The organism is Frigoribacterium sp. ME-P-080 (genome assembly GCF_030209595.1).
Classification (GTDB): domain Bacteria; phylum Actinomycetota; class Actinomycetes; order Actinomycetales; family Microbacteriaceae; genus Frigoribacterium.
Map to the genome: position 1 here is coordinate 159,285 of NZ_JARVRR010000002.1, position 26,106 is coordinate 185,390.

The following is a 26,106-nucleotide window of genomic DNA, read 5'->3' on the forward strand; positions in this document are numbered from 1 at the left end:
CCGAGCCCGGACCGACCACGAGGAGCCCCTCTCATGAGCGCTTCGATCTACGACATCCCCGACGACGCAGCCGCCGAGGACGCCGCCCTCGCGGGGTGGACGCCGGGCCGTCCGGGCAACGAGGTCCGGTCCGCCACCGCGACCGCGACCGGCTCCGCGACCGCGTCGTCGACGGCTCCGGCCGACGCGTCGCCGTTCCCGTCCGCTCCCGCGTCGCCCGGCGGTGCCGCGACGGGCCCCGTCTACAGCCTCGACGGAGGCCAGGACCCGGTCATGGGCTGGACGCCCACGCGTGCCCCCTCGAGTCGTCGCGCCGCGCGGCTGGCCGAGGCGCTGGTCGACAAGGCCGCGCTCGCCGACCAGGAGGCCCTGCTCGTCCCCGACACCGGCCCCTCGCCCGTCCTGCCCCGATCGGCCGTGGCCCCGTCGTCGGTCTCCGCGCCCTCCTCCGTGGCCTCGTCGCCCTCGGCAACCGCCCCGGCGCCGCTCAGCCCGCCCCCCGCCGGCCACGTGCTCACCTCGACGCCGCGACCCGGCTGGGTCGACCCGCGCTTCGAGGAGCCGATCCGCGCCTCCCGGGCTCAGGCGTCCTCCCTGCAGGAGGCGCGGGCCGGCTCCGCGACGGACCTCGCCGCCCCCGCCCCCACCGTCGCGAACCCGGCCGCGGTCGGCACCCCGGCCGGCACGACGGCCACGTCGGCGTCGCTCGCGTCGTCCTCGCCGTTCGCCGCCCAGGGCGTCGTCCTGCCGAGCCCTGCCGGCACCTCGGCCGGCCCGACCGCGACGGCCCCCTGGGACGCGCCGGCTCCGCAGCACGTCGCCGCTGACGCGCCGACCGCCGTCCTCGCGACGGCCGAGGACGCGGCCGACTTCCACGGCATCGAGCTGCACCGCCACCCGCGCGACCACGCGCACGCCGGGCTCGTCTCGGCGCTGATCCAGGTCGTGCTGCAGAACGCCTCCGACCTCCACGTCACCACCGACGCCATGCCCACGATCCGCGTCGACGGCGACCTCCGACCCGCCCTCGCCGGCGGTACGGTCTGGGACGCGGCCATCGTCCGCACGGCGCTGGAGAGCCTGCTCACGCCCGAGCAGCAGCAGCGCTTCGACGAGGAGCTCGAGCTCGACTTCGCCTACTCGCTCTCGGACGAGTCGCGTTTCCGCGTGAACTTCTACCAGCAGCGCGGCTCGTTGGGGGCGGCCTTCCGGTTGATCCCCACCGAGATCAAGCAGCTCGGCGACCTGGGCGTGCCCGAGTCGGTGTCGACCTTCGCCAAGCTCCCGCGCGGTCTCGTGCTCGTCACGGGCCCCACGGGTTCGGGCAAGTCGACGACCCTCGCGGCGCTGATCGACCTCGTCAACCGCACGCGGGCCGACCACATCGTGACGGTCGAGGACCCGATCGAGTTCATGCACCAGCACAAGAAGTCGCTCGTGAACCAGCGAGAGGTCGGGCACGACACCCACAGCTTCGCGGCGGCGCTCAAGCACGTGCTGCGGCAGGACCCCGACGTCATCCTCATCGGCGAGCTCCGCGACCTCGAGACCATCTCGGTCGCGCTGACCGCCGCCGAGACCGGCCACCTCGTCTTCGCGACGCTGCACACGCAGAGCGCGGCGCAGACCATCGACCGCGTCATCGACGTGTTCCCGCCGTACCAGCAGGACCAGGTGCGCACCCAGCTCGCCTCGACGCTGCAGGGCGTCGTCTGCCAGACGCTGCTGCCCAAGGCCAGCGGCCGCGGCCGGGTCGTGGCGACCGAGATCATGATGATGACCCCGGCCATCGGCAACCTCGTGCGCGAGGGCAAGACGTACCAGATCGCGTCGTCGATGCAGGCGGGCCGCGACCTCGGCATGCACACGATGGACCAGAAGCTCGCCGACCTGGTGAACACCGGCGTCGTGACGCACAAGGCCGCGATGGAGAAGGTGCACGACCGTGAAGGGTTCGACCGCCTCGTGACGCGAGTGATCAACAAGTCCGAGAGCCAGGGGCTCGACAGCGGCATCGACTTCGGCGACTCGTTCTCGGGCGGGGCCGCCTGATGGCCGGGGCAGTCGCCTACGCCTACAAGGGGCGTGACGGGGCCGGCAAGGTCGTCAAGGGCAAGGTCGACGCGTCGAGCGAGGGCGCGGTCATCACCCGCCTCCGCACGATGGGCGTGCAGCCGATCTCGATCAGCGAGGCGGGTGCCGGCACCGGCCTGCAGCGCGAGGTGTCGATCCCCGGGCTCGGCGACCGTGCGGTCAAGATGAAGGACATCGCGGTCATGTCGCGCCAGATGGCGACCATGATCGGTTCGGGGCTGTCGCTGCTGCGCACCCTGACGATCCTCGCCGACCAGGTCGACAACAAGCGGCTGGCCAAGATCATGGCCGAGGTGCGCGACGACGTCGAGACCGGCGTCTCGTTCTCGGACGCGGTCGGCAAGCACGACAAGGACTTCCCTCCGCTGATGATCAACATGATCAAGGCGGGCGAGACCGGCGGGTTCCTCGACAAGGCGCTCGAGTCGACGGCCGAGAACTTCGAGAAGGAGGTGGCGCTGCGGTCGACGATCAAGTCGGCCATGACCTACCCCGTCGTCGTGCTCGTCATGTCGCTCGTCGCGGTCGTCATCATGCTGCTGTTCATCGTCCCGATCTTCCAGGACATGTTCACCAACCTCGGCGGCCAGCTGCCGTTGCCGACGATGATGCTCGTCTACGCGTCGCGGGCGATGCCGTACGTCGTGCCGGCCGGCATCGTCGTGGGGATCGCGTTCTCGATCTGGTGGCGGACGAACAAGAACTCGGTCAAGGTGCGGGCGTTCCTCGACCCGCTGAAGCTGAAGCTGCCCGTCTTCGGCGCGCTGTTCCGGAAGATCGCGATCGCGCGGTTCAGCCGCAACTTCTCGAACATGATCGGCGCCGGCGTGCCCATCCTCACGGCTCTGCGCATCGTGGGCGAGGTGTCGGGCAACTACGTGCTCGAGGAGGCGCTGGTCAAGGTGGCCGAGTCGGTGCGGCAGGGCGAGTCCATCGCCGGCCCGCTGACCGAGTCGGGCGTCTTCCCGTCGATGGTCACGCAGATGATCTCGGTCGGCGAGGACTCGGGTTCGCTGCAGACGATGCTCGAGAAGGTCGCGGACTTCTACGACCAAGAGGTCAAGTCGACGACCGAGTCGCTGACGGCCCTGATCGAGCCCCTCCTGATCGCCTTCCTCGGCGTCGTCGTCGGCGGCATGATCGTGGCGCTGTACCTGCCCATCTTCCAGATCACCTCGCTGATCAAGTAACGCACCAGGCACCCCCGCAGGAGGCGCGGGCCGGCTCACGAGGCCGGCTCGCGCCTCCTTCTCGTCCCGGACGTCCGGCGACCGTGCGGTCTACCCCGCAAACGGGTGCTGACCAGCGATTTCCGGCCTTTCGGGGGATACCCGAACTGGGGCCGTGTCGCAGGCCAAAACCCCCCTTCCAAGGGATTCTGGGGCACTTTCCCAGGTGGCACCATCGATCTCGGCGGGAGCTCAGTGACCGCCTCACCCCCTCACCGGGCATCACTCCCGCACCCGATCGAACAGGACCAGCGACATGTACTTCACCCTCATGGGCAAGCTCAGCGCCCGCCGCCAGAACCTCACCGAAGACAAGGACAAGGGCTTCACCCTGATCGAGCTCCTCGTCGTCGTCATCATCATCGGCATCCTCGCCGCGATCGCCATCCCGGTGTACCTCGGCGTGCAGAACAACGCCAAGGACTCGGCCGTGAAGAGCGACGTCACGAACCTCAAGACGGCCATCATCAGCCTGCAGACGAACGCGACGAGCACGCTCCCCGCCACGGCCACCTTCACCCAGACGGCAAAGCCTGCTGCGGGAACGGCGACGACTCCCGACTGGGCCGGTGCTGGTGCGACGATCAGCGACAACACGACCGAGCTGAAGTTCGGCAAGTCGTCCACGGACTCCTTCTGCATCATCGGGACGAGCTCGACCAACAAGAAGTTCTACGCCACCGGCAACTCCGGTGTCAGCGAGACGGCCTGCACCATCTCCTAGCCCTCCGGCTCCCCCTGAGGCGGGACGGCGGCTTGGCCCTCGTCCCGCCTCTTCCAACGTCCTCGCTGCATGAGGACACCCACGCCCTCGACCCGACCGGGAGGTGAACCACCATGCTCCAGCGCCTCAGCGCCCGTCTCCGCCCCCTCGACCCCGAGGCCCGCGACGCCGGCCTGTCGATCGTCGAGGTGGTGGTCGCCCTCCTGGTCTTCGCGATCATCACGGTCGGCTCGATCGTCGCCGTCGGCACCACGCTGACGATCTCGAGCGACAACCGCAGCCGCGAGGTCGCCACCAACCTCGCCGCCCAGGCCGTCGACGTCGCCCGCGCCGTGACCGACGTGATCGCGGTGGCCTCGGGCACCACGACGACCGTCGTCAACGGCACCACGTTCACCGTGGTCCAGACGGCCGCCTGGATCACCACCACCGGCGTGGACGCGACCTGCACCCCGGCCGCGTCGTCGGGCAACGGTTCGCTGTTCTACAAGCGCCTCCAGGTCGCGGTGACCTGGTCGGGCATGCGGAAGACGACCGCTCCCGTGCGCAGCGACACGATCCTGGCCCCCAACAGCCGCCTGAACGACCAGGACACCGGCACGATCGTCATCGGCGTCAAGGACACCAAGGGCGGCCCGGTCCCGGGCCTCGTGGTCACGGTCGAGCCCGACACCGGATCGAACGCCCCCGGCAAGGCGCTGACCTCGGGCTCCAAGCCCGGGGCGACCAACGCCGACGGCTGCGCCGTCGCCATCAAGGTGCTGGAGGGCTCCTACAAGGTGACCGTCTCGCGCGCCGACGCCGCGCCGTACCGCGACTCCCGGCAGCAGCCCGCACCGGTCAAGACAGGCACAGTCGTCGTCAAGGGCGACACGGCCGGCGTCTCGTTCACCTACGACCTCGGCGACGACTTCGAACTCGGCTACGCCTCGAACTACACCGGTGGCACCGTGCTCCTGCCGAACGACCTCAAGACCACCGTCCTCGGCGGGCCCGACCCGTACGTGCTCAACGGCCCGGTGAGCGACGCGTACCTCTTCCCCCTGACGACCGGCTACCAGTTGATCGCCGGCACCTACCTGCCCGCCGGCACGTCCGGCGGCAGCTGCCTCTCGCCCGACCCGGCTGCGTGGCCGGCCAACGCCGCCGGCAAGACGGCCACACGCCAGCCCTTCGTCGCCGCGTCGGACAAGACCGCTGCCTATCCGCTGCCGATGGGCGTGACGACCGTGAAGCTCGCCTCGAGCGGCGACACCCTCGTCCAGGCCCGATCGACCACCGCGCTGAACGGCGACCCCGGCTGCGCCGCCTCCCAGACCTACACCTTCACGGTCAAGAACAAGACGTCGGCCAACGAGGTGACGATCGCGCTGCCCTACGGCACCTGGGCGATCAGCTCGGGCACGTCGACCTCGAACCTCCGGTCGCTGACCATCAGCGGGTTGATCGGCAGCATCATCGGCGCCGTCTTCGGCGGCAGCGGTGGCACGGCGAACGTCGTCACACTCGACCCGAGGCCTGCCAAGTGACCGCGCTGCGGCGACTGATCGCCCGGGCCCGCCGTGACGACGGCATCAGCCTGGCCGAACTCCTGGTGGCCATCATGGTCTTCGGCATCGTCCTGACCGTCGTCTCGACGACGTTCGTCTCGCTGACGAAGGCCACGGCCCAGGCCCGGTTCATCGACGCCAACACCCGCGTCGCCTCGAACGGCCTGAACGACCTCAGCCGGACCATCCGGGCCGCCCGGACGATCGCCCAGCCCGGGGGCACCGAGGCGTCGGCGTTCACGCTCGCGACGACCGAGAGCCTCACCCTCACGACGGCCGTGAACACCGCCGACTCCCTGACCACGGTGCCGCGTCGCGTGACCTACCGCCTCGAGGCCGACCGCACCCTCAGTTCTTCGACCGTCGTGGCCACGCCCCTCCAGACCGACTTCTGGCAGTTCACCTCGCCGGCGACCAAGCGCGCCCTCGGGGGCACCGTCGTCACGGCCGCGAGCAGCGGTTCGCCGCTGTTCACCTACCTCGACTTCACGGGCAAGACGCTGACCCCCGACGCCTCGGGTGCGCTCACGGCGTCGCAGTTGCCTTCCATCGCCGCGGTGACCATCTCGTTGACCATCGACCGGACCAGCTCGATGTCGAGCCAGGCGGTCACCCTGCAGAACACCGTCTCGCTGTCCAACCTCGCCGGAGGGGCGACCACATGACCTCCTTGCGCACCCGTCTCGGGCTGGCGGGCCCGTCCGCCGAGAGCGGCATGGCCATGGCCATCACCCTCATCTTCGGCATGGTGCTCGTCATCATGGCCGCCACCGCACTGACCGTGGCCACGAGCGGGCTCAAGAAGGCCGACGGCGACCAGGACTTCAACGGTGCCCTCGCCGCGGCCTACGCCGGCGTCGAGGAGTACCAGTCCCGCCTCGCCAACGACAACAGCTACCAGCAGTACGGCGACTCCGACGCCCCGTTCAGCAAGGCGACCGCCAGCAAGCTGACCCTGCCGTCCGGCACTCAGGCCAACAAGGCGTTCGGGTCGGGTCCGTCGGGCTCGTGGGCCTCGGTGCCGGGCAGCGCCGACCTCGCGCAGTTCCGCTACGAGGTCGACAACTCGAAGTACGTCGGGTCGGGCGCCCTGCGCATCCGCTCGACGGGCAAGGTCGGTTCGGCCACGCGGTCGGTCATCGCCGACCTGCGCCAGAAGGGCTTCATCGACTACCTGTACTTCACCGACATCGAGTCCCAGGACCCCACGCTCACCCGCAGCACGAACGCGGACTGCACCAAGCACGCCTGGGAGGGACGCACCCAGGGGGACGACTGCGGCGAGATCGCGTTCAGCGGTGGCGACACCATCTACGGCCCGGCGCACTCCAACGACACGATGCGCGTCTGCTCGGCGACCTTCAAGGAGGTCGTGACCACGGCCGACCCGACCCTCGGCCGCACGTACGCCAAGGTCGACTCGAACAACAGCGCGTGCTCGGGTCAGACCTTCGACAAGGGCGTCCCCGGCCAGGTGGCGACCGTGCAGATGCCCGACACCAACAACGACAAGGTGCGCGAGACCCGCACCGACATCCCCTCCGAGGTCCCGCGCCCCGGCTGCCTCTACACCGGGCCGACCGACATCGTCTTCACCGCCGACGGCAAGATGACCGTCAAGTCGCCGTACACGAAGATGACGCAGCTCGCGAACGCCGAGGCCACCGAGGGCAGCGCACCGGCCGAGTGCGGCCTGCCGGGCACCGGGAAGGGCCAGCTCGGCTCGGCCGCCGGCGCGACCATCACCGTGCCCGTGAACAATCTGGTCTACGTCCAGGACATCCCGGTCCCCGCGTCAGGCAAGGGCAAGTCCAACGTCAACGCGTGGGCCTCCACGGGCGACCTCACCGAGACCTCGTGCTCCAACAACCACGTCGGCTACCCCCTGGCCGGCGAGTCCGTGCCGACGGCGACCACGGCCGGTGGTCCGGGCTCCGGGGCCTGCGCCTACGGCGCCCGCAGCGGAGACGCCTTCGTGAAGGGCACCTTCCAGGGGCAGCTGACCATCGCGGCCAAGAACTACCTCTACGTCACGGGCGACCTCACCTACGCGTCCACGAACGCGAGCACGAACATCCTCGGCCTGGCCTCCGACGGCGTGACCTGGGTGCACAACCCGGTCAACGCGTTCGGCGGTTCGATGCTCGGCGACCGTGACCGCGAGATCGACGCGGCGATCATCTCGGTCCAGCACTCGTTCCTCGTGCAGAACTACGGGCGCGGTGGCGACCGGGGCACGCTGACCATCAAGGGATCGATCTCGCAGGCGTACCGCGGCGTCGTCCGGAGTGGCTCCAACGGGTACATCAAGGCCTACGCGTACGACACGCGCCTGCGCTACCTCGCGCCGCCGAAGTTCCTCAGCCCGGTGACGACCTCGTACGGCGTCACCACGCAGACCGAGGTCAAGGCCGCCTTCACGTCGACCGGGGCCGCCTCGTGATCGCGGCCCCCTGGATCACCGCCGTCCTCGTGGCGGGTGGCTTCGGTCTGCTCATTGGGTCGTTCCTCAACGTCGTGGTGTACCGCGTCCCCGCGGGCATCTCGGTCGCGCGACCCGCGAGCGCCTGCCCGGGCTGCAGCACGCCGATCCGTCGACGCGACAACGTTCCCGTGGTCAGCTGGCTCGCCCTCGGCGGGAAGTGCCGTGACTGCCGCACGTCCATCTCGGCCCGGTACCCGATCGTCGAGCTGGCCACCGGCCTGTTCTTCGTGCTCGTCGCCGCCCGCCTGTGGCCGCTCGTCGGCGTGCCGACCGAGGCGCTGCCGCTCGTGGCGCGCCTCCTGTCCCTCGTCGCCTTCCTCTGGCTGGCCGGCGTGAGCGTCGCGCTCGCCGTCATCGACCTCGAACACCACCGGCTGCCGGACGCGATCGTCCTGCCGTCCTACGCGGTCGGGGGCGTCCTCCTCGCGGCGTCGAGCATCCTCGTGGGGGACTGGCCGGCGCTCGTCCGCGCCGCCATCGGCCTGGCCTCCCTCTTCGCCTTCTACCTGATCGCCGCCCTGTCGTACCCGGGTGGCATGGGCTTCGGCGACGTCAAGCTCGCCGGCGTGCTCGGCCTGTACCTCGCCTGGCTCGGCTGGGGCGAGTTCGCCGTGGGTGCCTTCGCGGCGTTCCTGCTCGGCGGCCTGTTCGCCGTCGTCCTCCTGGTCACCCGACGCGTCGAACGCACCGGTGGCATCCCCTTCGGCCCCTGGATGCTCGCGGGCGCCTGGGTCGGCGTCTTCGCCGGCGGCACCGTCGCCACGGCGTACCTCACCCTCCTCGGCCTGGCATGACCGGGCGAGCTGACAGAGAGCAGAACTGATGGGCAAGAACATCGTGGGCATCGACATCGGCAGCCGCTTCGTGCGCGCGGTCGAGGTCGCCGACGTCGACAAGGCCAAGCCGACCATCGTCCGGTTCAGCGAGGTGTCCCTGCCCGACGGTGCGGCGAGCCGCGGAGAGGTGATCGAGTCGCAGACCATGGCCGGCACGCTCAAGCAGCTGTGGTCGGCCGGGGGCTTCAAGAGCAAGCGCGTCGTGCTGGGCATGGGCAACCAGCGGGTGCTCGCGCGCGACATGACCGTGCCCAAGGCGTCGCACAAGCGCATCCGCGAGATGCTTCCGTTCCAGGTGCAGGACATGCTGCCCGTCCCGGTCGCCGACGCCCTGCTCGACTTCTACCCGTACGCCGAGGGGCTCGGCGAGAACGGTCCCGTCGTCCACGGGCTGCTGATCGCGGCGGTCAAGGACGCCGTCCTCGGCAACGTCCAGGCGAGCAAGCTCGCCGGCCTGACCACGCTGGGGGTCGACCTGATCCCGTTCTCGAACACGCGCCTCCTCGTCACCCGCCCGCGCATCGCGGGCACGGTCGCGCTGGTCGAGATCGGTCACAGCACGACCTCGGTGATCATGATCGCCGACGGGGTCCCGCAGTTCGTCCGCATCATCCCCTCGGGGGGCGACGACGTCACGCAGGCCGTCGCGACGAAGCTCGAGGTCTCGACCCAGGTCGCCGAGGGCATCAAGTTCGGCCGTGGCCTCGCCACCACCGTCACGACGCCCGACGAGCAGGCCGCGTCGTCCGCCATCTTCGAGTCCGTCAACGAGCTGCTCGGCAGCCTGCGCAACACGATCCAGTACTACGTCAACACCCGCCCGACCGAGACCGTCGCGGGCATCATGATCGCCGGCGGGGGAGCGGCCCTGCCGGGCCTGCCCGAGGCGCTCAGCGAGGTCACCCGCCTGCCGGTGGCCCTCGCCGACCCGTTCGCGACGGTGGGCTTCGCGAAGAACCTCGACGAGGCCGCCCTGCGGTCGCGCTCGACCGACCTGACCGTGGCCCTCGGCCTGGCCCTGGGGAGCGCAGCATGAGAACCCGCGGCAAAGACACCGGCATCACCGTGGGAGGCGCGCCCCGCGTCGACCTGCTGCCTCCCGAGGTCCGCGCGGAGCGTCGCGCCGCCGCCCTGACCCGTCGGGTCTGGGCCGGCGTCGTCGTGGTCGCCGTCGTGGTCGGGATCGGATCGGGTGCGGCGTTCCTCCAACGCATGCAGGCCGAGGACGGGTTGATGACCGCCCAGGGCGAGACCCAGTCGCTGCTCATGTCGCAGACGAAGTACGCGGACCTCAAGACCACGCAGGGGCAGCTCGACCTGGTCGAGGCCGCCCAGAAGGTCGGCGGTTCGACCGACATCGACTGGCCGACCTACCTCGAGAAGGTCCAGGGCACCCTGCCCGTCGGCGTGACCATCGTCAGCGTCTCGCTCGACCAGGCCTCGCCGCTCGTCCAGTACACGCAGCCCACGGCGCCGTTGCAGGGTTCGCGGGTGGCGACCCTCACGTTCCAGGCGTCGAGCCCGACCCTGCCGTCCGTGCCCGACTGGCTGAACGGGCTCGCGACCCTCCCCGGCTTCGCCGACGCCCAGCCGGGCTCGGTGACCCTCGAGGAAGGCGTCTACAAGGCGGACATCACGATGCACATCACGGCGGACGCCTTCTCGGGCCGCTTCGACCAGAAGGCTGGCGAGTGACCATGGACCGCAACCGGATGATGCTGATCGCCGCCGCCCTGACCGGCGTCGTGGTGCTGGCCCTCGGATTCTTGGTGGGGGTGCAGCCCCAACTCGTCGCCGCTTCGTCCGCCGAGTCGCAACAGCAGAGCGTCGAGGCGCAGAACGAGACCCTGCGCGAGAGCCTCGCGACCCTCGAGGCCGACAACGCCAAGCTCCCCGACCTGAAGTCCGAGCTGGCGACGCTCGACACGTCCGTGCCGTCCCAGGCCGCACTGTCGTCGTTCCTGACCGAACTCGACCAGCTGGCCGGGGCCTCGGGCACGACCGTGACGGGGTTCACCTCGTCCGACGCGACGGCCTACGAGCCGACGACCACGGACGTCGCCGCCCCCGCCGCGACCGACGCGGCGGCATCCGACGCGGCCGGGACCGCCCCGGCCGCCACCGCCCCGGCCGCGCCCACCGCACCCGAGCTCGTCACCGACCCGCTCGTCACCGCGACGAACTTCTCGTCGATCCCGATCACGGTCAGCATCCAGGGCAGCTACGCCCAGGCCCGCGACTTCCTGTCGAAGCTGCAGGGCGGGTCGCGGCTCTTCCTCGTGACGACGTTCGCCAGCACCGGCAGCTCCGAGGCCGGCGACGCGACCGGCGTCCCCGACCAGTGGACCGTCGGCGGCCTCGTCTACGTCCTCCAGGACGCCGCCGCCACCCAGGCCGACCAGGCCGCCGAGACCCCCGCCACCACGGCCGAGGGCGCCGACGACGCGAGCTCGGACACGGCCGCGGGCGAGTAGCCGCGCGCCCCCCGCACCCGCGGGCCCCCGGCACGCCCGCGGGCGCGTAGCCTCGAAAGATGTCCCGAGCCGTCTACGCCGTCATGGGCACCGTCCTCTTCGGTGCGCTCGTCATCATGGTGGCGGGGTTCGAGGCGCTGCTCCTCGACCGCGACCCGATCGACGAACCCGACGCCGGCACCCTGCTCGGCCCGTTGATGGTCGCCGCCGCCGTGTTCGTGGTGTTGCTGTCGCTGCTGCGGTCGGCGGCGGTCTCCGACGCCCGCGACGACAGGGCTCCGGAGGTGCGGGGCACGTTCCCCGCCCAGCCCGTCGTGTTCGCCCGCCCGGCCGGCGCGGGTGGGTCCCGCTCCGTCACCGGTGACGAGGTGGCCGGCCCTCGCGGGCCCGGACCGCACCTCCTCGTCGCCGCGCTCCTCACGGCCGCGCTCGTCTACGTGTCGATGCTCGCCGTCGGGGGAGTCGTCTACGGCCTCGTGCGAGAAGAGATCGTCTGGGTGCTGCTCTTCGCCGCCCGGTACGCCGTGTCGCCGTTCGTGATCGGTTCGGCGGTCTGCGCCGGGCTCGTGGTCGGGGGCACGCTGGCGGTGTCGCGCATCGACCCGGGGCGTTCCGACCCTCGACCATTTGATTAAGGCCCTACCTCAAGATAAGCTCTTTCGGGTGTGCGCCTGACCGCGCGCCCGAATAAAAGCCCCCTCGACCTCGCGGCCGAGACGGGCAGACCGTCTCGATCACCGAGACGAGGATGCCGGCTGATCAGCCGGACAGAGCAGAGCGATGCGAGAGCAGCGCGACTCGGCGTGTTCGCAAGGGCAGCGTCGAGATCCGATGAGGAGAACCAGTGCCAACTATTCAGCAGCTGGTCCGCAAGGGACGCACGCCGAAGGTCGTCAAGACCAAGGCCCCCGCCCTGAAGGCCAACCCCCAGCAGCGTGGCGTGTGCACCCGTGTGTACACCACCACCCCCAAGAAGCCGAACTCGGCGCTCCGCAAGGTCGCCCGCGTCAAGCTCTCCAACGGCACCGAGGTCACCGCCTACATCCCCGGCGAGGGCCACAACCTGCAGGAGCACTCGATGGTGCTCGTCCGCGGCGGTCGTGTGAAAGACCTCCCCGGCGTGCGCTACAAGATCGTCCGTGGCGCGCTCGACACCCAGGCCGTCAAGAACCGCAAGCAGGCCCGCAGCCGCTACGGAGCGAAAGCAGAGAAGAAGTAATGCCTCGTAAAGGACCCGCTCCCAAGCGCCCTGTCGTCGCCGACCCGGTCTACGGTGCGCCGATCGTCAGCCAGCTCGTCAACAAGATCCTCCTCGACGGCAAGAAGGGCCTCGCCGAGCGCATCGTCTACGGTGCTCTCGCCGGCGTCACCGCCAAGAACGACCAAGATGCAGTGGCCACGCTGAAGAAGGCGCTCGACAACGTGCGCCCCACGCTCGAGGTCCGCTCGCGTCGCGTCGGCGGTTCGACCTACCAGGTCCCCGTCGAGGTCAAGCCCCACCGCGCCAACACCCTGGCCCTCCGCTGGCTCACCAGCTACGCCAAGGCCCGTCGCGAGAAGACGATGACCGAGCGTCTCATGAACGAGATCCTCGACGCGTCGAACGGTCTGGGCGCCGCTGTGAAGCGTCGCGAAGACACTCACAAGATGGCCGAGTCGAACAAGGCCTTCGCGCACTACCGCTGGTAACCGGCACGAGGAGGCGCGGTGTGCGCACGACGCGCACCGCACCTCCTCGTCCCCCCAACTTCCCCACCTACCCCTTCGGAGGAACCTGTGGCACAGGACGTGCTCACCGACCTGAACAAGGTCCGCAACATCGGCATCATGGCGCACATCGATGCTGGCAAGACGACGACCACCGAGCGCATCCTGTACTACACGGGCATCACCCACAAGATCGGTGAGGTGCACGACGGTGCGGCCACCATGGACTGGATGGCGCAAGAGCAAGAGCGTGGCATCACGATCACCTCGGCGGCGACGACCTGCTTCTGGAACAAGAACCAGATCAACATCATCGACACCCCGGGACACGTCGACTTCACGGTCGAGGTCGAGCGTTCGCTCCGCGTGCTCGACGGTGCCGTCGCCGTCTTCGACGGAAAAGAGGGCGTCGAGCCCCAGTCCGAGACCGTGTGGCGTCAGGCCGACAAGTACGACGTGCCGCGCATCTGCTTCGTCAACAAGATGGACAAGCTCGGTGCCGACTTCTACTTCACGGTCGACACGATCATCAACCGCCTCGGCGCCAAGCCGCTGGTGATGCAGCTCCCGATCGGTGCCGAGAGCTCCTTCGAGGGCGTCGTCGACCTGGTCGAGATGCGTGCCCTCACGTGGCGTGGTGACGCCAAGGGTGACGTCGAGCTGGGTGCGAAGTACGAGATCGAAGAGATCCCCGAAGACCTCAAGGAGAAGGCGGCGGAGTACCGCGCCAAGCTCCTCGAGACCGTCGCCGAGTCCGACGACGTGCTGCTCGAGAAGTACTTCGGTGGCGAAGAGCTCACGATCGCCGAGATCAAGGGCGCCGTCCGCAAGATGACGGTCAACTCCGAGCTCTACCCGATCTTCTGTGGTTCGGCCTTCAAGAACCGCGGCGTGCAGCCCATGCTCGACGCGGTCATCGACTACCTGCCCTCGCCGCTCGACGTGCCTCCCATGGAGGGCCACGACGTCCGCGACGCCGAGAAGATCATCATCCGCAAGCCCGAGTCGACCGAGCCCTTCTCGGCTCTCGCCTTCAAGGTCGCGGTGCACCCCTTCTTCGGTCGTCTCACCTACGTCCGCGTCTACTCGGGCTCCATCGAGTCCGGCGCCCAGGTCATCAACTCGACCAAGGACAAGAAAGAGCGCATCGGCAAGATCTTCCAGATGCACTCGAACAAGGAGAACCCCGTCGACAGCGTGACCGCCGGTCACATCTACGCCGTCATCGGGCTCAAGTTCACCACCACGGGTGACACCCTCTGCGACCCGTCCGAGCAGATCGTCCTCGAGTCGATGACGTTCCCCGAGCCCGTCATCGAGGTCGCGATCGAGCCGAAGACCAAGGCCGACCAAGAGAAGCTGTCGCTGGCCATCCAGAAGCTCGCCGAAGAAGACCCGACGTTCCGCGTCGAGCTCAACGCCGAGACGGGCCAGACGGTCATCAAGGGCATGGGCGAGCTCCACCTCGACATCCTGGTCGACCGCATGAAGCGCGAGTTCAACGTCGAGGCCAACGTGGGCAAGCCCCAGGTCGCGTACCGCGAGACCCTCAAGAAGGGCATCGAGCGCTACGACTACACCCACAAGAAGCAGACCGGTGGTTCGGGTCAGTTCGCCAAGGTGCAGATCGCTCTCGAGCCCTTCGAGGTCACGGCCGAGTCGACCTACGAGTTCGTCAACAAGGTCACCGGTGGCCGCATCCCCCGCGAGTACATCCCCTCGGTCGATGCCGGCATCCAGGACGCCATGCAGGTCGGCGTGCTCGCCGGCTACCCGACGGTGGGCGTCCGCGCGCTGCTGCTCGACGGTGCGGCGCACGACGTCGACTCGTCCGAGATGGCGTTCAAGATCGCTGGGTCGATCGCCTACAAAGAGGCGGCTCGCAAGGCCCAGCCCGTTCTCCTCGAGCCGCTCATGGCGGTCGAGGTCCGTACGCCCGAGGAATACATGGGCGACGTCATCGGCGACCTCAGCTCGCGACGCGGGCAGATCTCGTCGATGGAAGACGCCAGTGGTGTGAAGGTCGTTCGGGCCAGCGTGCCGCTGTCGGAGATGTTCGGTTACGTCGGAGACCTGCGGTCGAAGACCTCGGGCCGGGCCGTCTACTCGATGACGTTCGAGTCGTACCAAGAGGTGCCCTCGGCCGTCGCCGAAGAGATCATCCAGAAGAACAAGGGCGAATAGTCCTGAACCGCGTGGTCGTCCGACGACCGCGTAACATGTACACACACCAATCCGCAGGGCGACCGGTAGGCCGGGTCATCGACCCGGCCCCCGGGCCGCACTGCAACCGAGTCCTGAGGAGGACCCACAGTGGCTAAGGCCAAGTTCGAGCGGACCAAGCCGCACGTCAACATCGGAACCATCGGTCACGTCGACCACGGCAAGACCACGCTCACCGCGGCGATCACCAAGGTCCTGCACGACAAGTACCCCACCCTCAACACGGCGTCGGCGTTCGACCAGATCGACAACTCGCCTGAAGAGAAGCAGCGCGGCATCACGATCAACATCTCGCACGTCGAGTACCAGACCGAGAAGCGCCACTACGCTCACGTCGACGCTCCCGGCCACGCCGACTACGTCAAGAACATGATCACCGGTGCGGCTCAGATGGACGGCGCGATCCTCGTCGTCGCCGCCACCGACGGTCCCATGCCCCAGACGCGTGAGCACGTCCTGCTCGCCCGCCAGGTCGGCGTGCCCTACATCGTCGTCGCGCTGAACAAGGCCGACATGGTCGATGACGAAGAGATCATGGAGCTCGTCGAGCTCGAGGTCCGCGAGCTCCTCTCGAGCCAGGAGTTCGACGGCGACAACGCCCCGATCGTCCAGGTCTCCGCTCTCAAGGCCCTCGAGGGTGACGAGAAGTGGGCCGAGACGGTCGCCGAGCTGATGAACGCCGTCGATGAGAACGTGCCCGAGCCCGTTCGCGCCACCGACCAGCCCTTCCTCATGCCCATCGAGGACGTCTTCACGATCACCGGTCGTGGCACCGTCGTCACCGGTCGTGTCGAGCGCGGTCAGCTCAACGTCAACGAAGAGGTCGAGATCGTCGGCATCCGCCCGACCGTCAAGACCACCGTCACCGGCATCGAGATGTTCCGCAAGCTGCTCGACTCGGCTCAGGCCGGCGACAACACCGGTCTCCTCCTCCGCGGCACCAAGCGCGAGGACGTCGAGCGCGGCCAGGTCGTCGTCAAGCCCGGTTCGGTCACGCCGCACACCGAGTTCGAGGCGAACGTCTACATCCTGTCGAAGGACGAGGGTGGGCGTCACAACCCGTTCTACGCGAACTACCGTCCGCAGTTCTACTTCCGCACCACCGACGTCACGGGTGTCATCACGCTGCCCGAGGGCACCGAGATGGTCATGCCCGGCGACACGACCGAGATCAGCGTCCAGCTGATCCAGCCGATCGCCATGGAAGCCGGTCTGCGCTTCGCCATCCGTGAGGGTGGTCGCACGGTCGGTGCCGGTACGGTCACCAAGATCAACAAGTAAGTCCTGTTCACGCAGAACTGCTGATCTGACGAGAGAGGTCAGGCCCTTCGGGGCCTGGCCTCTTTCGCGTCAGCAGGGCACGATGGGGGAGACGCCGGACGGACCGGCGCCGACGGGAGGACGTCATGGCAGGTTTCGACGACATCACCAAGAAGGCCCAGGCCTTCCTCAAGGACGGAAAGGTCCAGGAGGCGCTCAAGAGCGAGAAGGCCGAGGGTGTCAGCGACAACATCCTCGACGCGGTCGCCTCCGCGGCCGACAAGGCCACCGGCGGCAAGCACGCCGACAAGATCCAGCAGGCCAAGGAGCAGGCCGACAAGAAGCTGGGCAACCAGTAAGGCGCGAGCGATGCCCCCGCCGTCGAGCGGGGGCTTCGCTGTACCCCGCCCAGGCCCCTCGACGACGTGCGGTGTTCACTCGACCGATGCCGCGCCTCCGGAGGACCGATTCGAGCCGACCCGGGCTGACGCGGGTCCGGGCAGGACGAGGGTTCTCGTACCGGACGGCCGACGGGACCGCCGTCGCCGACGCCGAGCTGCGGGCCCGCATCGAGCACCTCGCCATCCCACCGGCCTGGACCGACGTCTGGATCTCCCCTTACGAGAACGGCCACATCCAGGCCACGGGAGTGGACGCCGCGGGTCGGCGTCAGTACATCTACCACCCGACGTGGCGTGAGCAGAAGGACCGCATCAAGTTCGACCGGGCACTCGCCCTCGCCGAGTCGCTGCCGACCGCGCGTCGATTCGTGACGCACGACCTGCGCGTCCAGGGGGCCGGCCGTGAGCGGGTCCTGGCCGCCGCCTTCCGCATGCTCGACACGGGCTCCCTCCGGGTGGGCTCCGAGCGCTACGCGCAAGAGCACGGCAGCCACGGGTTGTCGACCCTGCTCTGTGCGCACGCGACCGTCTCCGGCGACACGGTGTCGCTGGCGTTCCCCGGCAAGAGCGGCCAGGACTGGGACTCCGAGATCCGCGACGCCGACCTCGCCGCCGTCGTCCGCAGCCTCAAGCGGCGGGGCGGGCGGGCCCGGTTGCTCGCCTGGAAGGCCGACGGCGGGGGAGCGGGGGAGGCGCGCGCGGCCTGGCACCCGCTACGAGCGACCGAGATCAACGACTACGTCAAGGAGCGGGCCGGCGACGAGTTCACCGCCAAGGACTTCCGCACCCTGCACGGCACCGTCGCCGCCGCCGTCAGCCTGGCCCGCTCCGGGCCGCAGGCGTCGGCCTCCCGGCAGTCGAAGTCCCTCGCCCAGGCGATGCGGGACGCCGCCGCCGTGCTCGGCAACACCCCGGCCATCGCGAAGTCGTCGTACGTCGATCCCCGACTGGTCGATGCGTACCGGCACGGGGAGACCATCGATCCGGCCCGCCTGCACGCGGCCGAATCCGAGGTCCGGGCATTGCTGTTCCGCTGAGCCGTCGCACACCCGAGGTGGTCCGCGGTCTGCGAACGGTGCGCGTCGTGACGTAACCTAGAGGGTCGCGTCCCGTTCGGGTCGCCCGAGAGGAACAACTGCAGTGACTGACGAGTGCATCCACGGATTCGAGCGAGAGTTGTGCGACATCTGCGCTCCCCGCAAGCGCGAGGGCGTCGCCGACGGCATGCCCTCGACCGCCGCACGGTCGGTCACCACCCGCCGCCGCCCCTCCAACCGCAAGCCCGAGTCGCTGCGCAGCACGCCCGCACTCGCCCGTGACTCGGCCGCCGTCGCCGTGGCCGCGCAGGCGGCCGCCACACCCGTCCCCGAGTTCTCGACCCAGCGTGCCTACCACTGGACGCACGTGTCCAACCTGCCCGGCATCCTCGAGGCCGGCGCGCTGCAGGCCGGCGCGACTCCCGTGCTCGACGTCAGCTCCGAGGCGACGCGGGCCCTCCGCGCCTCCGTCACGACCGCGTCGGGTCAGCCCGTCGCTGCGCACGTGCCGTTCTCCCTGTCGCCTCATGCGACCGCCTGGGACGCCGTCCGTACCGGAGCCGAGGGCTACGAGTGGTCTGATGCGGCACGTGAGGCCCGTGCCATCGATTTCGTCATGCTCGTCGTTCCCGTCGCCTCGCTCGGCGACGACTTCGTCGTGACCGAGGGTGACGCGGCCGTCGAGGGCGTGCGTGCGGCCGCAGGGCTCGACGACGCATCGTCGATGGTGCGGCGGTTCAGCCTCAAGGACCCCGACCTGCTCGCTCCAGAAGTGCTCGTGCCCGGTTCCGTGCCCTTCTCCTCGGTGACGCTCGTCGGCGTCCCGAACGACAAGGTCCGCGACGCCGTGAAGGAGACGCTCGCCGGGCTGGGAGCCGAGGCGCCGCGCGTCGCCGTCTACCCGCCGTGGTTCCGGCCTGCACCGGTCGTCGAAGCCGTCTGACATCCGCGACACGCCCGGGTTGCAGCAAATGCAGGCGTGTGGCAAAATCGTCTAGTTCAACATTTCGAGCCTGGCCTCTGCGCCGGGTGTCGGATCACTGCCAGGCAGTGCACAGACGCAAGGCGTCTGGGCCGCGGGTAGCAGGACGCATCTCACAACGAAACCACCGCCGTGACCTCAGGTCGCGGTGTGCCGGGGCGAAGCCCCGGGTGCGGGTGGCGGTGGCGAAGATGGCCCTCCCCGGGTCCTTCCTCGCGGGCACCGGCCGGTTTCGGCAGATGGATTGACACAAGAACAGCGGTACGCGAGAGACACGTAGTGCCAACAGATGTTCGCCCAGCGAACAGCGTCAGGCGGCCCCCGAGGTGCGCGACGTCCGAACGAGAGAGAGTCACACATGGCGGGACAGAAGATCCGCATCCGACTTAAGTCGTACGACCACGAGGTCATCGACACTTCCGCGCGCAAGATCGTCGACACGGTCACCCGCGCGGGCGCTACGGTCGTCGGCCCCGTGCCGCTCCCGACCGAGAAGAACGTGGTCGTCGTGATCCGTTCGCCCCACAAGTACAAGGACTCGCGCGAGCACTTCGAGAAGCGCACGCACAAGCGCCTCATCGACATCGTCGACCCGACGCCGAAGGCCGTCGACTCGCTCATGCGTCTCGACCTGCCTGCCGACGTCAACATCGAGATCAAGCTGTAGGGGGGCGACCATGACCATCAGCACCACCAAGAACGTCAAGGGCCTGCTCGGCAAGAAGCTCGGCATGACCCAGGTCTGGGACGAGAACAACAAGCTCGTCCCCGTCACCGTCGTCGAGATCGCCCCGAACGTCGTGACCCAGGTCCGCTCGCTCGAGAAGGACGGCTACACCGCCGTCCAGATCGCGGCCGGCCAGATCGACCCCCGCAAGTCGAACAAGCCCTCCACGGGTCACTTCGACGCCGCGGGCGTCACCCCCCGTCGCCACCTCACCGAGGTCCGCACCGCCGACGCCGCCGAGTACGCACTCGGCCAGGAGCTCACGGTCGACACCTTCGAAGCCGGCCAGAAGGTCGACGTCGTCGGAACGTCCAAGGGCAAGGGCTTCGCCGGTGTCATGAAGCGTCACAACTTCAAGGGCGTCAGCGCCTCGCACGGTGCGCACCGCAACCACCGCAAGCCCGGTTCGATCGGTGCCTCCTCGACCCCCAGCCGTGTCTTCAAGGGCATGCGCATGGCCGGTCGCATGGGTGGCGAGCGCGTCACCATCCTCAACCTCACGGTGCACGCCGTCGACGCCGAGAAGGGTCTGCTGCTCGTCAAGGGCGCCGTCCCCGGTGCTCGTGGCCGCATCGTTTTCGTCCGCACCGCCGTGAAGGGGAAGTAGCTCATGGCCACCACTACCGCATCGGCCGCTTCGGTCGACGTCGTCGACGCCAAGGGCCAGAAGACCAGCACGGTCGAGCTCCCCGTCGAGCTCTTCGACGTCGTCACGAACGTCCCGCTCATCCACCAGGTCGTCGTCGCCCAGCAGGCCGCCGCACGTCAGGGCACGCACAAGACCAAGCGTCGCGGCGAGGTCTCCGGCGCCGGTCGCAAGCCGTTCAAGCAGAAGGGCACCGGCCGCGCCCGTCAGGGTTCGATCCGCGCTCCTCAGATGACCGGCGGTGGCATCGTCCACGGCCCGCAGCCCCGCGACTACGCCCAGCGCACCCCCAAGAAGATGATCGCCGCAGCCCTGCTCGGTGCTTTGTCCGACCGCGCTCGTGGCGCCCGCGTCCACGTCGTCGAGAGCTTCGTCGCCGACTCGATCTCGACCAAGGTCGCTCTCGAGCTGCTCGCGTCGATCGCCTCGAGCAAGCACGTCCTGATCGTCACCGACCGCGACGACACGCTGACCCTCAAGAGCGTCCGCAACGTGCCCACGGTCCACGTGATCACGTTCGACCAGCTGAACGCCTACGACGTCCTCGTCAGCGACGACATCGTCTTCACGAAGAGCGCCTTCGACGGCTTCGTCGCCTCGAAGACCAAGAAGGAGGCCACCGCATGAGCGGCTACGGAAAAGACCCCCGCGACGTCATCATCGCGCCCGTCGTCTCCGAGAAGAGCTACTCCCTGATCGACCAGGGCAAGTACACCTTCCTCGTGGACCCGCGTTCGAACAAGACCGAGATCAAGCTCGCCATCGAGAAGATCTTCGACGTCAAGGTCGACAGCATCAACACGCTCAACCGAACGGGCAAGACCCGTCGCACCCGCTTCGGCACCGGCAAGCGCAAGGACACCAAGCGCGCCATCGTCACGCTGAAGTCCGGTTCCATCGACATCTTCACGGCTGTCGGCTAGGGAGCAGAGGCATAAATCATGGCAATTCGTAACTACAAGCCCACGACCCCGGGTCGCCGCGGTTCGTCGGTCGCCGACTTCGCGGAGATCACGCGTTCGACGCCCGAGAAGTCGCTGCTGCGCCCGCTCTCGAAGTCCGGTGGCCGTAACAACGCCGGCCGCATCACGACCCGTCACATCGGTGGTGGCCACAAGCGCCAGTACCGCGTCATCGACTTCCGTCGCAACGACAAGGACGGCGTCAACGCCAAGGTCGCTCACATCGAGTACGACCCCAACCGCACGGCTCGCATCGCGCTCCTGCACTTCGTGGACGGCACCAAGCGGTACATCATCGCGCCGAACAAGCTGAAGCAGGGCGACGTCGTCGAGTCGGGTGCCGGCGCCGACATCAAGCCCGGAAACAACCTGCCGCTCAAGAACATCCCGGTCGGTACCGTCATCCACGCCATCGAGCTCAAGCCCGGTGGAGGCGCGAAGATGGCCCGCTCGGCCGGTGCCTCGGTGCGTCTCGTCGCCAAGGACGGCCCCTACGCGCAGCTCCGTCTGCCGTCGGGCGAGGTCCGCAACGTCGACGCCCGCTGCCGCGCCACGATCGGCGAGGTCGGCAACGCCGAGCAGTCGAACATCAACTGGGGCAAGGCCGGCCGCATGCGCTGGAAGGGCGTCCGCCCGACCGTGCGTGGTGTCGCCATGAACCCCGTCGACCACCCGCACGGTGGTGGTGAGGGCAAGACCTCCGGTGGACGCCACCCGGTCAGCCCGTGGGGCCAGAAAGAGGGCCGCACGCGTCACCCCAACAAAGAGAGCGACAAGCTCATCGTCCGTCGTCGTAACGCTGGCAAGAAGCGTAAGTAGGAGTTGTAGAAGATGCCACGCAGTCTTAAGAAGGGCCCCTTCGTTGACGACCACCTGCTTCGCAAGGTCGTCTCGCAGAACGAGGCCAGCACCAAGAACGTCATCAAGACCTGGTCGCGCCGTTCGATGATCGTCCCCAACATGCTTGGGCACACCATCGCCGTGCACGACGGACGCAAGCACATCCCCGTGTTCGTGACCGAGAGCATGATCGGCCACAAGCTCGGTGAGTTCGCGCCCACCCGCACCTTCCGTGGTCACGTGAAGGACGACAAGAAGGGTCGTCGCCGCTAACGCGGCGACGTGAAGGAGGAGAGAAATGGTGGAGTCGATCGCACGCGTGCGTCACATCCGCGTCACCCCCATGAAGGCCCGTCGTGTCGTCAACCTGATCCGCGGCAAGCAGGCCGCCGAGGCTCTGGCGATCCTGAAGTTCGCACCTCAGGGCGCCAGCGAGCCCGTCTACAAGCTCGTCGCGTCGGCCATGGCCAACGCCCGGGTGAAGGCGGACGCCTCGAACAGCTACCTCGACGAGCAGGACCTGTACATCAGTCGTGCATTCGTCGACCAGGGCGCCACCCTCAAGCGGTTCCAGCCGCGTGCACAGGGCCGCGCCTTCAAGATCCTGAAGCGCACCAGCCACATCACGATCGTCCTCTCGACGCCTGATGAGGTCGAGGCTGCCGACGCTACGAAGAAGGCGAGCAAGTAATGGGCCAGAAAGTCAACCCGTACGGCTTCCGTCTGGGCATCACCACCGACCACGTGTCGCGGTGGTTCACCGACAGCACGAAGCCGGGACAGCGTTACAGCGACTACGTCGCCGAGGACGTCAAGATCCGCACCCTGCTGAAGACCTCGCTCGACCGCGCCGGCGTGGCGAAGATCGAGATCGAGCGCACCCGTGACCGCGTCCGCGTCGACATCCACACGGCCCGTCCGGGCATCGTGATCGGTCGTCGTGGCGCCGAGGCCGAGCGCATCCGCGGCGACCTCGAGAAGCTCACGAGCAAGCAGATCCAGCTCAACATCCTCGAGGTGAAGAACCCCGAGGCCGAGGCCCAGCTCGTCGCCCAGGGCATCGCCGAGCAGCTCGCTGCTCGCGTGGCGTTCCGTCGTGCGATGCGCAAGGGGCTCCAGGGCGCCCAGCGTGCCGGTGCCAAGGGTGTCCGCATCCAGGTGTCGGGCCGTCTCGGCGGCGCCGAGATGAGCCGCTCGGAGTTCTACCGCGAGGGCCGCGTCCCCCTGCACACGCTCCGCGCCAACATCGACTACGGCTTCTACGAGGCCAAGACCACCTTCGGTCGCATCGGTGTCAAGGTCTGGATCTACAAGGGCGACATCACCAACAAGGAGCTCGCGCGCGAGCAGGCGAACCAGAAGTCGTCTCGCCCCGAGCGCCGCAACGACCGTGACGGCGCCCGCCGCGGCGGGGGCGACCGCGCTCCCCGCGAGCAGAAGGCACCCGCCACCACAGGAGCTGAGGCGTAACCATGCTTATCCCCCGTCGTGTCAAGCACCGCAAGCAGCACCACCCCGGCCGTAGCGGCCAGGCCACTGGTGGCACCAAGGTCAGCTTCGGTGAGTACGGCATCCAGGCCCTCACGCCCGCTTACGTGACCAACCGTCAGATCGAGTCCGCTCGTATCGCCATGACGCGTCACATCAAGCGTGGCGGAAAGGTGTGGATCAACATCTACCCCGACCGTCCCCTCACGAAGAAGCCCGCCGAGACCCGCATGGGTTCCGGTAAGGGCTCGCCCGAGTGGTGGGTCGCGAACGTCAAGCCGGGTCGCGTGCTCTTCGAGCTCAGCGGCGTGAGCGAGGAGATCGCCAAAGAGGCACTCACTCGCGCAATCCACAAGCTGCCCCTCAAGGCACGCATCATCAAGCGCGAGGAGGGCGACGCATAATGGCGATCGGTTCCAAGGAGCTCCGTCCTGTCGAGCTCGACACATTCGAAGACGAGCGTCTCGTCGATGAGCTGAAGAAGGCGAAGGAAGAACTCTTCAACCTCCGCTTCCAGTCGGCCACCGGCCAGCTCGAGAGCCACGGCCGCCTGCGTGCCGTGAAGCGCGACATCGCTCGCATCTACACGGTCCTGCGTGAGCGCGAGCTCGGCATCCGTGCCACCCCCGCCCCGGTCGAGGCGGCCCCCAAGGCCGCCAAGAAGTCGACCAAGAAGGCTGACAAGCCGGCCGAGACGGCTGACGAGACCGCCGAGGAGAGCAAGTAATGGCCACCGAGAACAAGACCGAGGTCGACTCGGCTGCCGTCGAGGTCCGCGGCTACCGCAAGACGCGTCGCGGCTACGTGACCAGCGACAAGATGGAGAAGACCATCGTCGTCGAGGTCGAGGACCGCGTGAAGCACCCCCTGTACGGCAAGGTCATCCGCCGCACGTCCAAGGTCAAGGTCCACGACGAGGCCAACTCGGCCGGCGTCGGCGACCTCGTCGTGATCAGCGAGACCCGTCCGCTCAGCGCCTCCAAGCGCTGGCGCCTGGTCGAGATCCTCGAGAAGGCGAAGTAGGCCTCGCGGCCTGCTTGCGTAGAAGGAGACACAAGTGATTCAGCAAGAATCCCGCCTCAAGATCGCCGACAACACCGGGGCAAAAGAGATCCTCACCATCCGCGTGCTCGGTGGCTCCGGCCGTCGTTACGCCGGCCTGGGTGACGTCATCGTCGCCACGGTGAAGGACGCCATCCCCGGTGGCAACGTGAAGAAGGGTGACGTCGTCAAGGCCGTCATCGTCCGCACCAAGAAAGAGGTCCGTCGTCCGGACGGCTCTTACATCAAGTTCGACGAGAACGCCGCAGTGATCCTGAAGGCCGACGGAGACCCCCGCGGAACCCGCATCTTCGGACCGGTCGGTCGCGAACTCCGCGACAAGAAGTTCATGAAGATCATCTCGCTGGCGCCGGAGGTTATCTAAGTCATGGCAAACATCAAGAAGGGTGACCTCGTGCAGGTCATCACCGGTGCCTCGCAGGCCCGCGGCGGAGACCGCGGCAAGCAGGGCAAGGTCCTCGAGGTGCTCGTCGAGCGCAACCGCGTGGTCGTCGAAGGCGTCAACTTCGTGACCAAGCACGTGCGCGTCGGCCAGACCCAGCGTGGTTCCAAGACCGGTGGCATCGAGACGCACGAGGCTCCGATCCACGTGTCCAACGTCGCCGTCGTCGACCCCAAGACCAAGAAGCCCACCCGCGTCGGCTTCCGCGAAGAGACGGTCACCAAGGACGGCGTGTCCAAGACCGTTCGCGTCCGTTACGCCAAGAAGTCTGGTGAGAACCTCTGATGACCGACACCACCACGCAGGCCGCCACGGCCCTCCCGCGGCTGAAGGCCAAGTACCGCGCCGAGATCATCGAGCAGCTGAAGTCCGACTTCGGTTTCACGAACGTGCACCAGGTGCCCGGGCTCGTGAAGATCGTCGTCAACACCGGTGTCGGTGAGGCCGCACGCGACAGCAAGATCATCGACGGTGCCATCAAGGACCTGACGGCCATCACGGGCCAGAAGCCCCAGGTCACCAAGGCACGCAAGTCCATCGCGCAGTTCAAGCTGCGCGAGGGTCAGCCGATCGGTGCCCACGTCACGCTCCGCGGTGACCGCGCCTGGGAGTTCCTCGACCGACTGCTGTCGCTGGCGCTGCCCCGCATCCGTGACTTCCGCGGTCTGAGCGACCGCCAGTTCGACGGAAACGGCAACTACACCTTCGGTCTCAACGAGCAGAGCATGTTCCACGAGATCGACCAGGACCGCATCGACCGCGTCCGTGGCTTCGACATCACCGTCGTCACGACCGCCAAGAACGACGACGAGGGTCGCGCGCTGCTCAAGGCGCTCGGGTTCCCGTTCCGTTCGGCCGACTCGGCCAACTAAGATCGTCCGGTCGGCAACTCTCTCGTAGAGTTGCCGGCCGTTCCCCTGAGGTCGACGAGAACCGC

32 protein-coding genes are annotated in these 26,106 nt (G+C 68.2%); all 32 read left to right on the forward strand.

Annotation, left to right across the window (positions count from 1 at the left end; translation table 11 throughout):
• The first annotated feature begins 33 nt into the window (after positions 1–33).
• The 32 genes from QRN23_RS02245 to rplE all read left to right on the forward strand — a co-directional run bounded on the left by QRN23_RS02245 (position 34) and on the right by rplE (position 26,041).
• Positions 34–2,052 (forward strand): type IV pilus twitching motility protein PilT, encoded by a 2,019-nt coding sequence (locus tag QRN23_RS02245; RefSeq protein WP_285062331.1) that lies wholly within the window; start codon positions 34–36, stop codon positions 2,050–2,052.
• A complete protein-coding gene (locus QRN23_RS02250) occupies positions 2,052–3,284 on the forward strand; it encodes a type II secretion system F family protein (protein ID WP_056043602.1) in 1,233 nt (410 codons plus the stop codon). Before QRN23_RS02245 ends, QRN23_RS02250 begins: the two co-directional genes overlap by 1 nt.
• A 295-nt stretch (positions 3,285–3,579) precedes the next feature.
• Positions 3,580–4,047: a type II secretion system protein gene (locus QRN23_RS15445; RefSeq protein ID WP_502874799.1), complete on the forward strand. Its 468-nt coding sequence runs from the start codon at positions 3,580–3,582 to the stop codon at positions 4,045–4,047.
• Positions 4,048–4,160: 113 nt separating this feature from the next.
• Positions 4,161–5,576 (forward strand): type IV pilus modification PilV family protein, encoded by a 1,416-nt coding sequence (locus QRN23_RS02260; protein WP_285062332.1) that lies wholly within the window; start codon positions 4,161–4,163, stop codon positions 5,574–5,576.
• Positions 5,573–6,262 (forward strand): PulJ/GspJ family protein, encoded by a 690-nt coding sequence (locus QRN23_RS02265; RefSeq protein ID WP_173153463.1) that lies wholly within the window; start codon positions 5,573–5,575, stop codon positions 6,260–6,262. Before QRN23_RS02260 ends, QRN23_RS02265 begins: the two co-directional genes overlap by 4 nt.
• Positions 6,259–8,040: a hypothetical protein gene (locus tag QRN23_RS02270; protein ID WP_285062333.1), complete on the forward strand. Its 1,782-nt coding sequence runs from the start codon at positions 6,259–6,261 to the stop codon at positions 8,038–8,040. Before QRN23_RS02265 ends, QRN23_RS02270 begins: the two co-directional genes overlap by 4 nt.
• Positions 8,037–8,876, forward strand: coding sequence for a prepilin peptidase (locus tag QRN23_RS02275; protein WP_285062334.1), 840 nt, complete (start codon positions 8,037–8,039; stop codon positions 8,874–8,876). The genes QRN23_RS02270 and QRN23_RS02275 overlap by 4 nt, the downstream gene beginning before the upstream one ends.
• Positions 8,877–8,904: 28 nt before the next feature.
• Positions 8,905–9,954: a type IV pilus assembly protein PilM gene (gene pilM / locus QRN23_RS02280; protein ID WP_159827822.1), complete on the forward strand. Its 1,050-nt coding sequence runs from the start codon at positions 8,905–8,907 to the stop codon at positions 9,952–9,954.
• Complete coding sequence (locus QRN23_RS02285) at positions 9,951–10,613, forward strand: hypothetical protein (RefSeq protein WP_200412391.1); 663 nt, start codon at positions 9,951–9,953, stop codon at positions 10,611–10,613. The genes pilM and QRN23_RS02285 overlap by 4 nt, the downstream gene beginning before the upstream one ends.
• Complete coding sequence (locus QRN23_RS02290; RefSeq protein WP_173153457.1) at positions 10,610–11,392, forward strand: hypothetical protein; 783 nt, start codon at positions 10,610–10,612, stop codon at positions 11,390–11,392. The genes QRN23_RS02285 and QRN23_RS02290 overlap by 4 nt, the downstream gene beginning before the upstream one ends.
• Positions 11,393–11,451: 59 nt before the next feature.
• Positions 11,452–12,027 carry a DUF6121 family protein gene (locus tag QRN23_RS02295; RefSeq protein WP_285062337.1) on the forward strand — a complete coding sequence of 192 codons (576 nt, stop codon included), beginning with the start codon at positions 11,452–11,454 and terminating at the stop codon, positions 12,025–12,027.
• Between the two features lie 209 nt (positions 12,028–12,236).
• On the forward strand, positions 12,237–12,611 hold the full coding sequence (gene rpsL, locus QRN23_RS02300) for a 30S ribosomal protein S12 (RefSeq protein WP_056043579.1): 375 nt from the start codon (positions 12,237–12,239) through the stop codon (positions 12,609–12,611).
• Positions 12,611–13,081, forward strand: a complete 471-nt coding sequence (gene rpsG / locus QRN23_RS02305) for a 30S ribosomal protein S7 (protein WP_043593378.1) — start codon at positions 12,611–12,613, stop codon at positions 13,079–13,081. The genes rpsL and rpsG overlap by 1 nt, the downstream gene beginning before the upstream one ends.
• Positions 13,082–13,168: 87 nt before the next feature.
• Positions 13,169–15,283, forward strand: coding sequence for an elongation factor G (fusA, locus tag QRN23_RS02310; protein ID WP_056043577.1), 2,115 nt, complete (start codon positions 13,169–13,171; stop codon positions 15,281–15,283).
• A gap of 129 nt (positions 15,284–15,412) precedes the next feature.
• Positions 15,413–16,603: an elongation factor Tu gene (gene tuf / locus QRN23_RS02315; RefSeq protein ID WP_043593375.1), complete on the forward strand. Its 1,191-nt coding sequence runs from the start codon at positions 15,413–15,415 to the stop codon at positions 16,601–16,603.
• Positions 16,604–16,728: 125 nt separating this feature from the next.
• On the forward strand, positions 16,729–16,941 hold the full coding sequence (locus QRN23_RS02320) for an Rv0909 family putative TA system antitoxin (protein ID WP_056043574.1): 213 nt from the start codon (positions 16,729–16,731) through the stop codon (positions 16,939–16,941).
• Between the two features lie 86 nt (positions 16,942–17,027).
• Entirely contained in the window at positions 17,028–18,020 is a 993-nt protein-coding gene (locus QRN23_RS02325; protein ID WP_159827815.1) for a DNA topoisomerase IB, read from the forward strand.
• 103 nt (positions 18,021–18,123) lie between these two features.
• Entirely contained in the window at positions 18,124–18,963 is an 840-nt protein-coding gene (locus QRN23_RS02330; protein WP_285062344.1) for a DarT ssDNA thymidine ADP-ribosyltransferase family protein, read from the forward strand.
• Between the two features lie 397 nt (positions 18,964–19,360).
• Complete coding sequence (gene rpsJ, locus QRN23_RS02335; RefSeq protein WP_043593369.1) at positions 19,361–19,669, forward strand: 30S ribosomal protein S10; 309 nt, start codon at positions 19,361–19,363, stop codon at positions 19,667–19,669.
• Positions 19,670–19,685: 16 nt separating this feature from the next.
• Positions 19,686–20,336 (forward strand): 50S ribosomal protein L3, encoded by a 651-nt coding sequence (rplC, locus tag QRN23_RS02340; protein ID WP_173154863.1) that lies wholly within the window; start codon positions 19,686–19,688, stop codon positions 20,334–20,336.
• 3 nt (positions 20,337–20,339) lie between these two features.
• Complete coding sequence (gene rplD / locus QRN23_RS02345) at positions 20,340–21,002, forward strand: 50S ribosomal protein L4 (protein ID WP_043593365.1); 663 nt, start codon at positions 20,340–20,342, stop codon at positions 21,000–21,002.
• Positions 20,999–21,298, forward strand: coding sequence for a 50S ribosomal protein L23 (rplW, locus tag QRN23_RS02350; RefSeq protein WP_043593363.1), 300 nt, complete (start codon positions 20,999–21,001; stop codon positions 21,296–21,298). The genes rplD and rplW overlap by 4 nt, the downstream gene beginning before the upstream one ends.
• An 18-nt stretch (positions 21,299–21,316) precedes the next feature.
• Entirely contained in the window at positions 21,317–22,156 is an 840-nt protein-coding gene (gene rplB / locus QRN23_RS02355; RefSeq protein WP_056043560.1) for a 50S ribosomal protein L2, read from the forward strand.
• A 12-nt stretch (positions 22,157–22,168) separates the two neighbouring features.
• Positions 22,169–22,450, forward strand: coding sequence for a 30S ribosomal protein S19 (gene rpsS, locus QRN23_RS02360; RefSeq protein WP_043593360.1), 282 nt, complete (start codon positions 22,169–22,171; stop codon positions 22,448–22,450).
• A gap of 25 nt (positions 22,451–22,475) precedes the next feature.
• Positions 22,476–22,868: a 50S ribosomal protein L22 gene (gene rplV, locus QRN23_RS02365; protein WP_043593358.1), complete on the forward strand. Its 393-nt coding sequence runs from the start codon at positions 22,476–22,478 to the stop codon at positions 22,866–22,868.
• On the forward strand, positions 22,868–23,647 hold the full coding sequence (gene rpsC / locus QRN23_RS02370) for a 30S ribosomal protein S3 (RefSeq protein ID WP_043593357.1): 780 nt from the start codon (positions 22,868–22,870) through the stop codon (positions 23,645–23,647). The genes rplV and rpsC overlap by 1 nt, the downstream gene beginning before the upstream one ends.
• A 2-nt stretch (positions 23,648–23,649) precedes the next feature.
• On the forward strand, positions 23,650–24,069 hold the full coding sequence (rplP, locus tag QRN23_RS02375; protein WP_043593355.1) for a 50S ribosomal protein L16: 420 nt from the start codon (positions 23,650–23,652) through the stop codon (positions 24,067–24,069).
• Positions 24,069–24,392 (forward strand): 50S ribosomal protein L29, encoded by a 324-nt coding sequence (gene rpmC / locus QRN23_RS02380; protein WP_054145424.1) that lies wholly within the window; start codon positions 24,069–24,071, stop codon positions 24,390–24,392. The genes rplP and rpmC overlap by 1 nt, the downstream gene beginning before the upstream one ends.
• Positions 24,392–24,688, forward strand: coding sequence for a 30S ribosomal protein S17 (gene rpsQ / locus QRN23_RS02385; RefSeq protein WP_056043557.1), 297 nt, complete (start codon positions 24,392–24,394; stop codon positions 24,686–24,688). The genes rpmC and rpsQ overlap by 1 nt, the downstream gene beginning before the upstream one ends.
• Positions 24,689–24,722: 34 nt before the next feature.
• Positions 24,723–25,091: a 50S ribosomal protein L14 gene (gene rplN / locus QRN23_RS02390; RefSeq protein ID WP_043593350.1), complete on the forward strand. Its 369-nt coding sequence runs from the start codon at positions 24,723–24,725 to the stop codon at positions 25,089–25,091.
• A 3-nt stretch (positions 25,092–25,094) separates the two neighbouring features.
• Positions 25,095–25,454, forward strand: a complete 360-nt coding sequence (gene rplX, locus QRN23_RS02395) for a 50S ribosomal protein L24 (RefSeq protein WP_043593348.1) — start codon at positions 25,095–25,097, stop codon at positions 25,452–25,454.
• A complete protein-coding gene (gene rplE / locus QRN23_RS02400; RefSeq protein WP_043593346.1) occupies positions 25,454–26,041 on the forward strand; it encodes a 50S ribosomal protein L5 in 588 nt (195 codons plus the stop codon). Before rplX ends, rplE begins: the two co-directional genes overlap by 1 nt.
• Positions 26,042–26,106 lie beyond the last annotated feature (65 nt).

What these genes read in the sequence shown, in the direction of transcription:
- QRN23_RS02250 (WP_056043602.1), top strand. Translation starts at nt 2,052, where the DNA reads ATGGCCGGGGCAGTCGCCTACGCCTACAAGGGGCGTGACGGGGCCGGC.
- QRN23_RS02270 (WP_285062333.1), top strand. Translation starts at nt 6,259, where the DNA reads ATGACCTCCTTGCGCACCCGTCTCGGGCTGGCGGGCCCGTCCGCCGAG.
- QRN23_RS02295 (WP_285062337.1), top strand. Translation starts at nt 11,452, where the DNA reads ATGTCCCGAGCCGTCTACGCCGTCATGGGCACCGTCCTCTTCGGTGCG.
- rpsJ (WP_043593369.1), top strand. Translation starts at nt 19,361, where the DNA reads ATGGCGGGACAGAAGATCCGCATCCGACTTAAGTCGTACGACCACGAG.
- pilM (WP_159827822.1), top strand. Translation starts at nt 8,905, where the DNA reads ATGGGCAAGAACATCGTGGGCATCGACATCGGCAGCCGCTTCGTGCGC.
- QRN23_RS02325 (WP_159827815.1), top strand. Translation starts at nt 17,028, where the DNA reads ATGCCGCGCCTCCGGAGGACCGATTCGAGCCGACCCGGGCTGACGCGG.
- rplV (WP_043593358.1), top strand. Translation starts at nt 22,476, where the DNA reads ATGGTGGAGTCGATCGCACGCGTGCGTCACATCCGCGTCACCCCCATG.
- rpmC (WP_054145424.1), top strand. Translation starts at nt 24,069, where the DNA reads ATGGCGATCGGTTCCAAGGAGCTCCGTCCTGTCGAGCTCGACACATTC.
- QRN23_RS15445 (WP_502874799.1), top strand. Translation starts at nt 3,580, where the DNA reads ATGTACTTCACCCTCATGGGCAAGCTCAGCGCCCGCCGCCAGAACCTC.
- rplW (WP_043593363.1), top strand. Translation starts at nt 20,999, where the DNA reads ATGAGCGGCTACGGAAAAGACCCCCGCGACGTCATCATCGCGCCCGTC.
- rpsG (WP_043593378.1), top strand. Translation starts at nt 12,611, where the DNA reads ATGCCTCGTAAAGGACCCGCTCCCAAGCGCCCTGTCGTCGCCGACCCG.
- rplB (WP_056043560.1), top strand. Translation starts at nt 21,317, where the DNA reads ATGGCAATTCGTAACTACAAGCCCACGACCCCGGGTCGCCGCGGTTCG.
- rplE (WP_043593346.1), top strand. Translation starts at nt 25,454, where the DNA reads ATGACCGACACCACCACGCAGGCCGCCACGGCCCTCCCGCGGCTGAAG.
- QRN23_RS02260 (WP_285062332.1), top strand. Translation starts at nt 4,161, where the DNA reads ATGCTCCAGCGCCTCAGCGCCCGTCTCCGCCCCCTCGACCCCGAGGCC.
- QRN23_RS02285 (WP_200412391.1), top strand. Translation starts at nt 9,951, where the DNA reads ATGAGAACCCGCGGCAAAGACACCGGCATCACCGTGGGAGGCGCGCCC.
- rplD (WP_043593365.1), top strand. Translation starts at nt 20,340, where the DNA reads ATGGCCACCACTACCGCATCGGCCGCTTCGGTCGACGTCGTCGACGCC.
- rplX (WP_043593348.1), top strand. Translation starts at nt 25,095, where the DNA reads ATGGCAAACATCAAGAAGGGTGACCTCGTGCAGGTCATCACCGGTGCC.
- rpsQ (WP_056043557.1), top strand. Translation starts at nt 24,392, where the DNA reads ATGGCCACCGAGAACAAGACCGAGGTCGACTCGGCTGCCGTCGAGGTC.
- QRN23_RS02245 (WP_285062331.1), top strand. Translation starts at nt 34, where the DNA reads ATGAGCGCTTCGATCTACGACATCCCCGACGACGCAGCCGCCGAGGAC.
- rpsS (WP_043593360.1), top strand. Translation starts at nt 22,169, where the DNA reads ATGCCACGCAGTCTTAAGAAGGGCCCCTTCGTTGACGACCACCTGCTT.
- rpsC (WP_043593357.1), top strand. Translation starts at nt 22,868, where the DNA reads ATGGGCCAGAAAGTCAACCCGTACGGCTTCCGTCTGGGCATCACCACC.
- rplP (WP_043593355.1), top strand. Translation starts at nt 23,650, where the DNA reads ATGCTTATCCCCCGTCGTGTCAAGCACCGCAAGCAGCACCACCCCGGC.
- QRN23_RS02320 (WP_056043574.1), top strand. Translation starts at nt 16,729, where the DNA reads ATGGCAGGTTTCGACGACATCACCAAGAAGGCCCAGGCCTTCCTCAAG.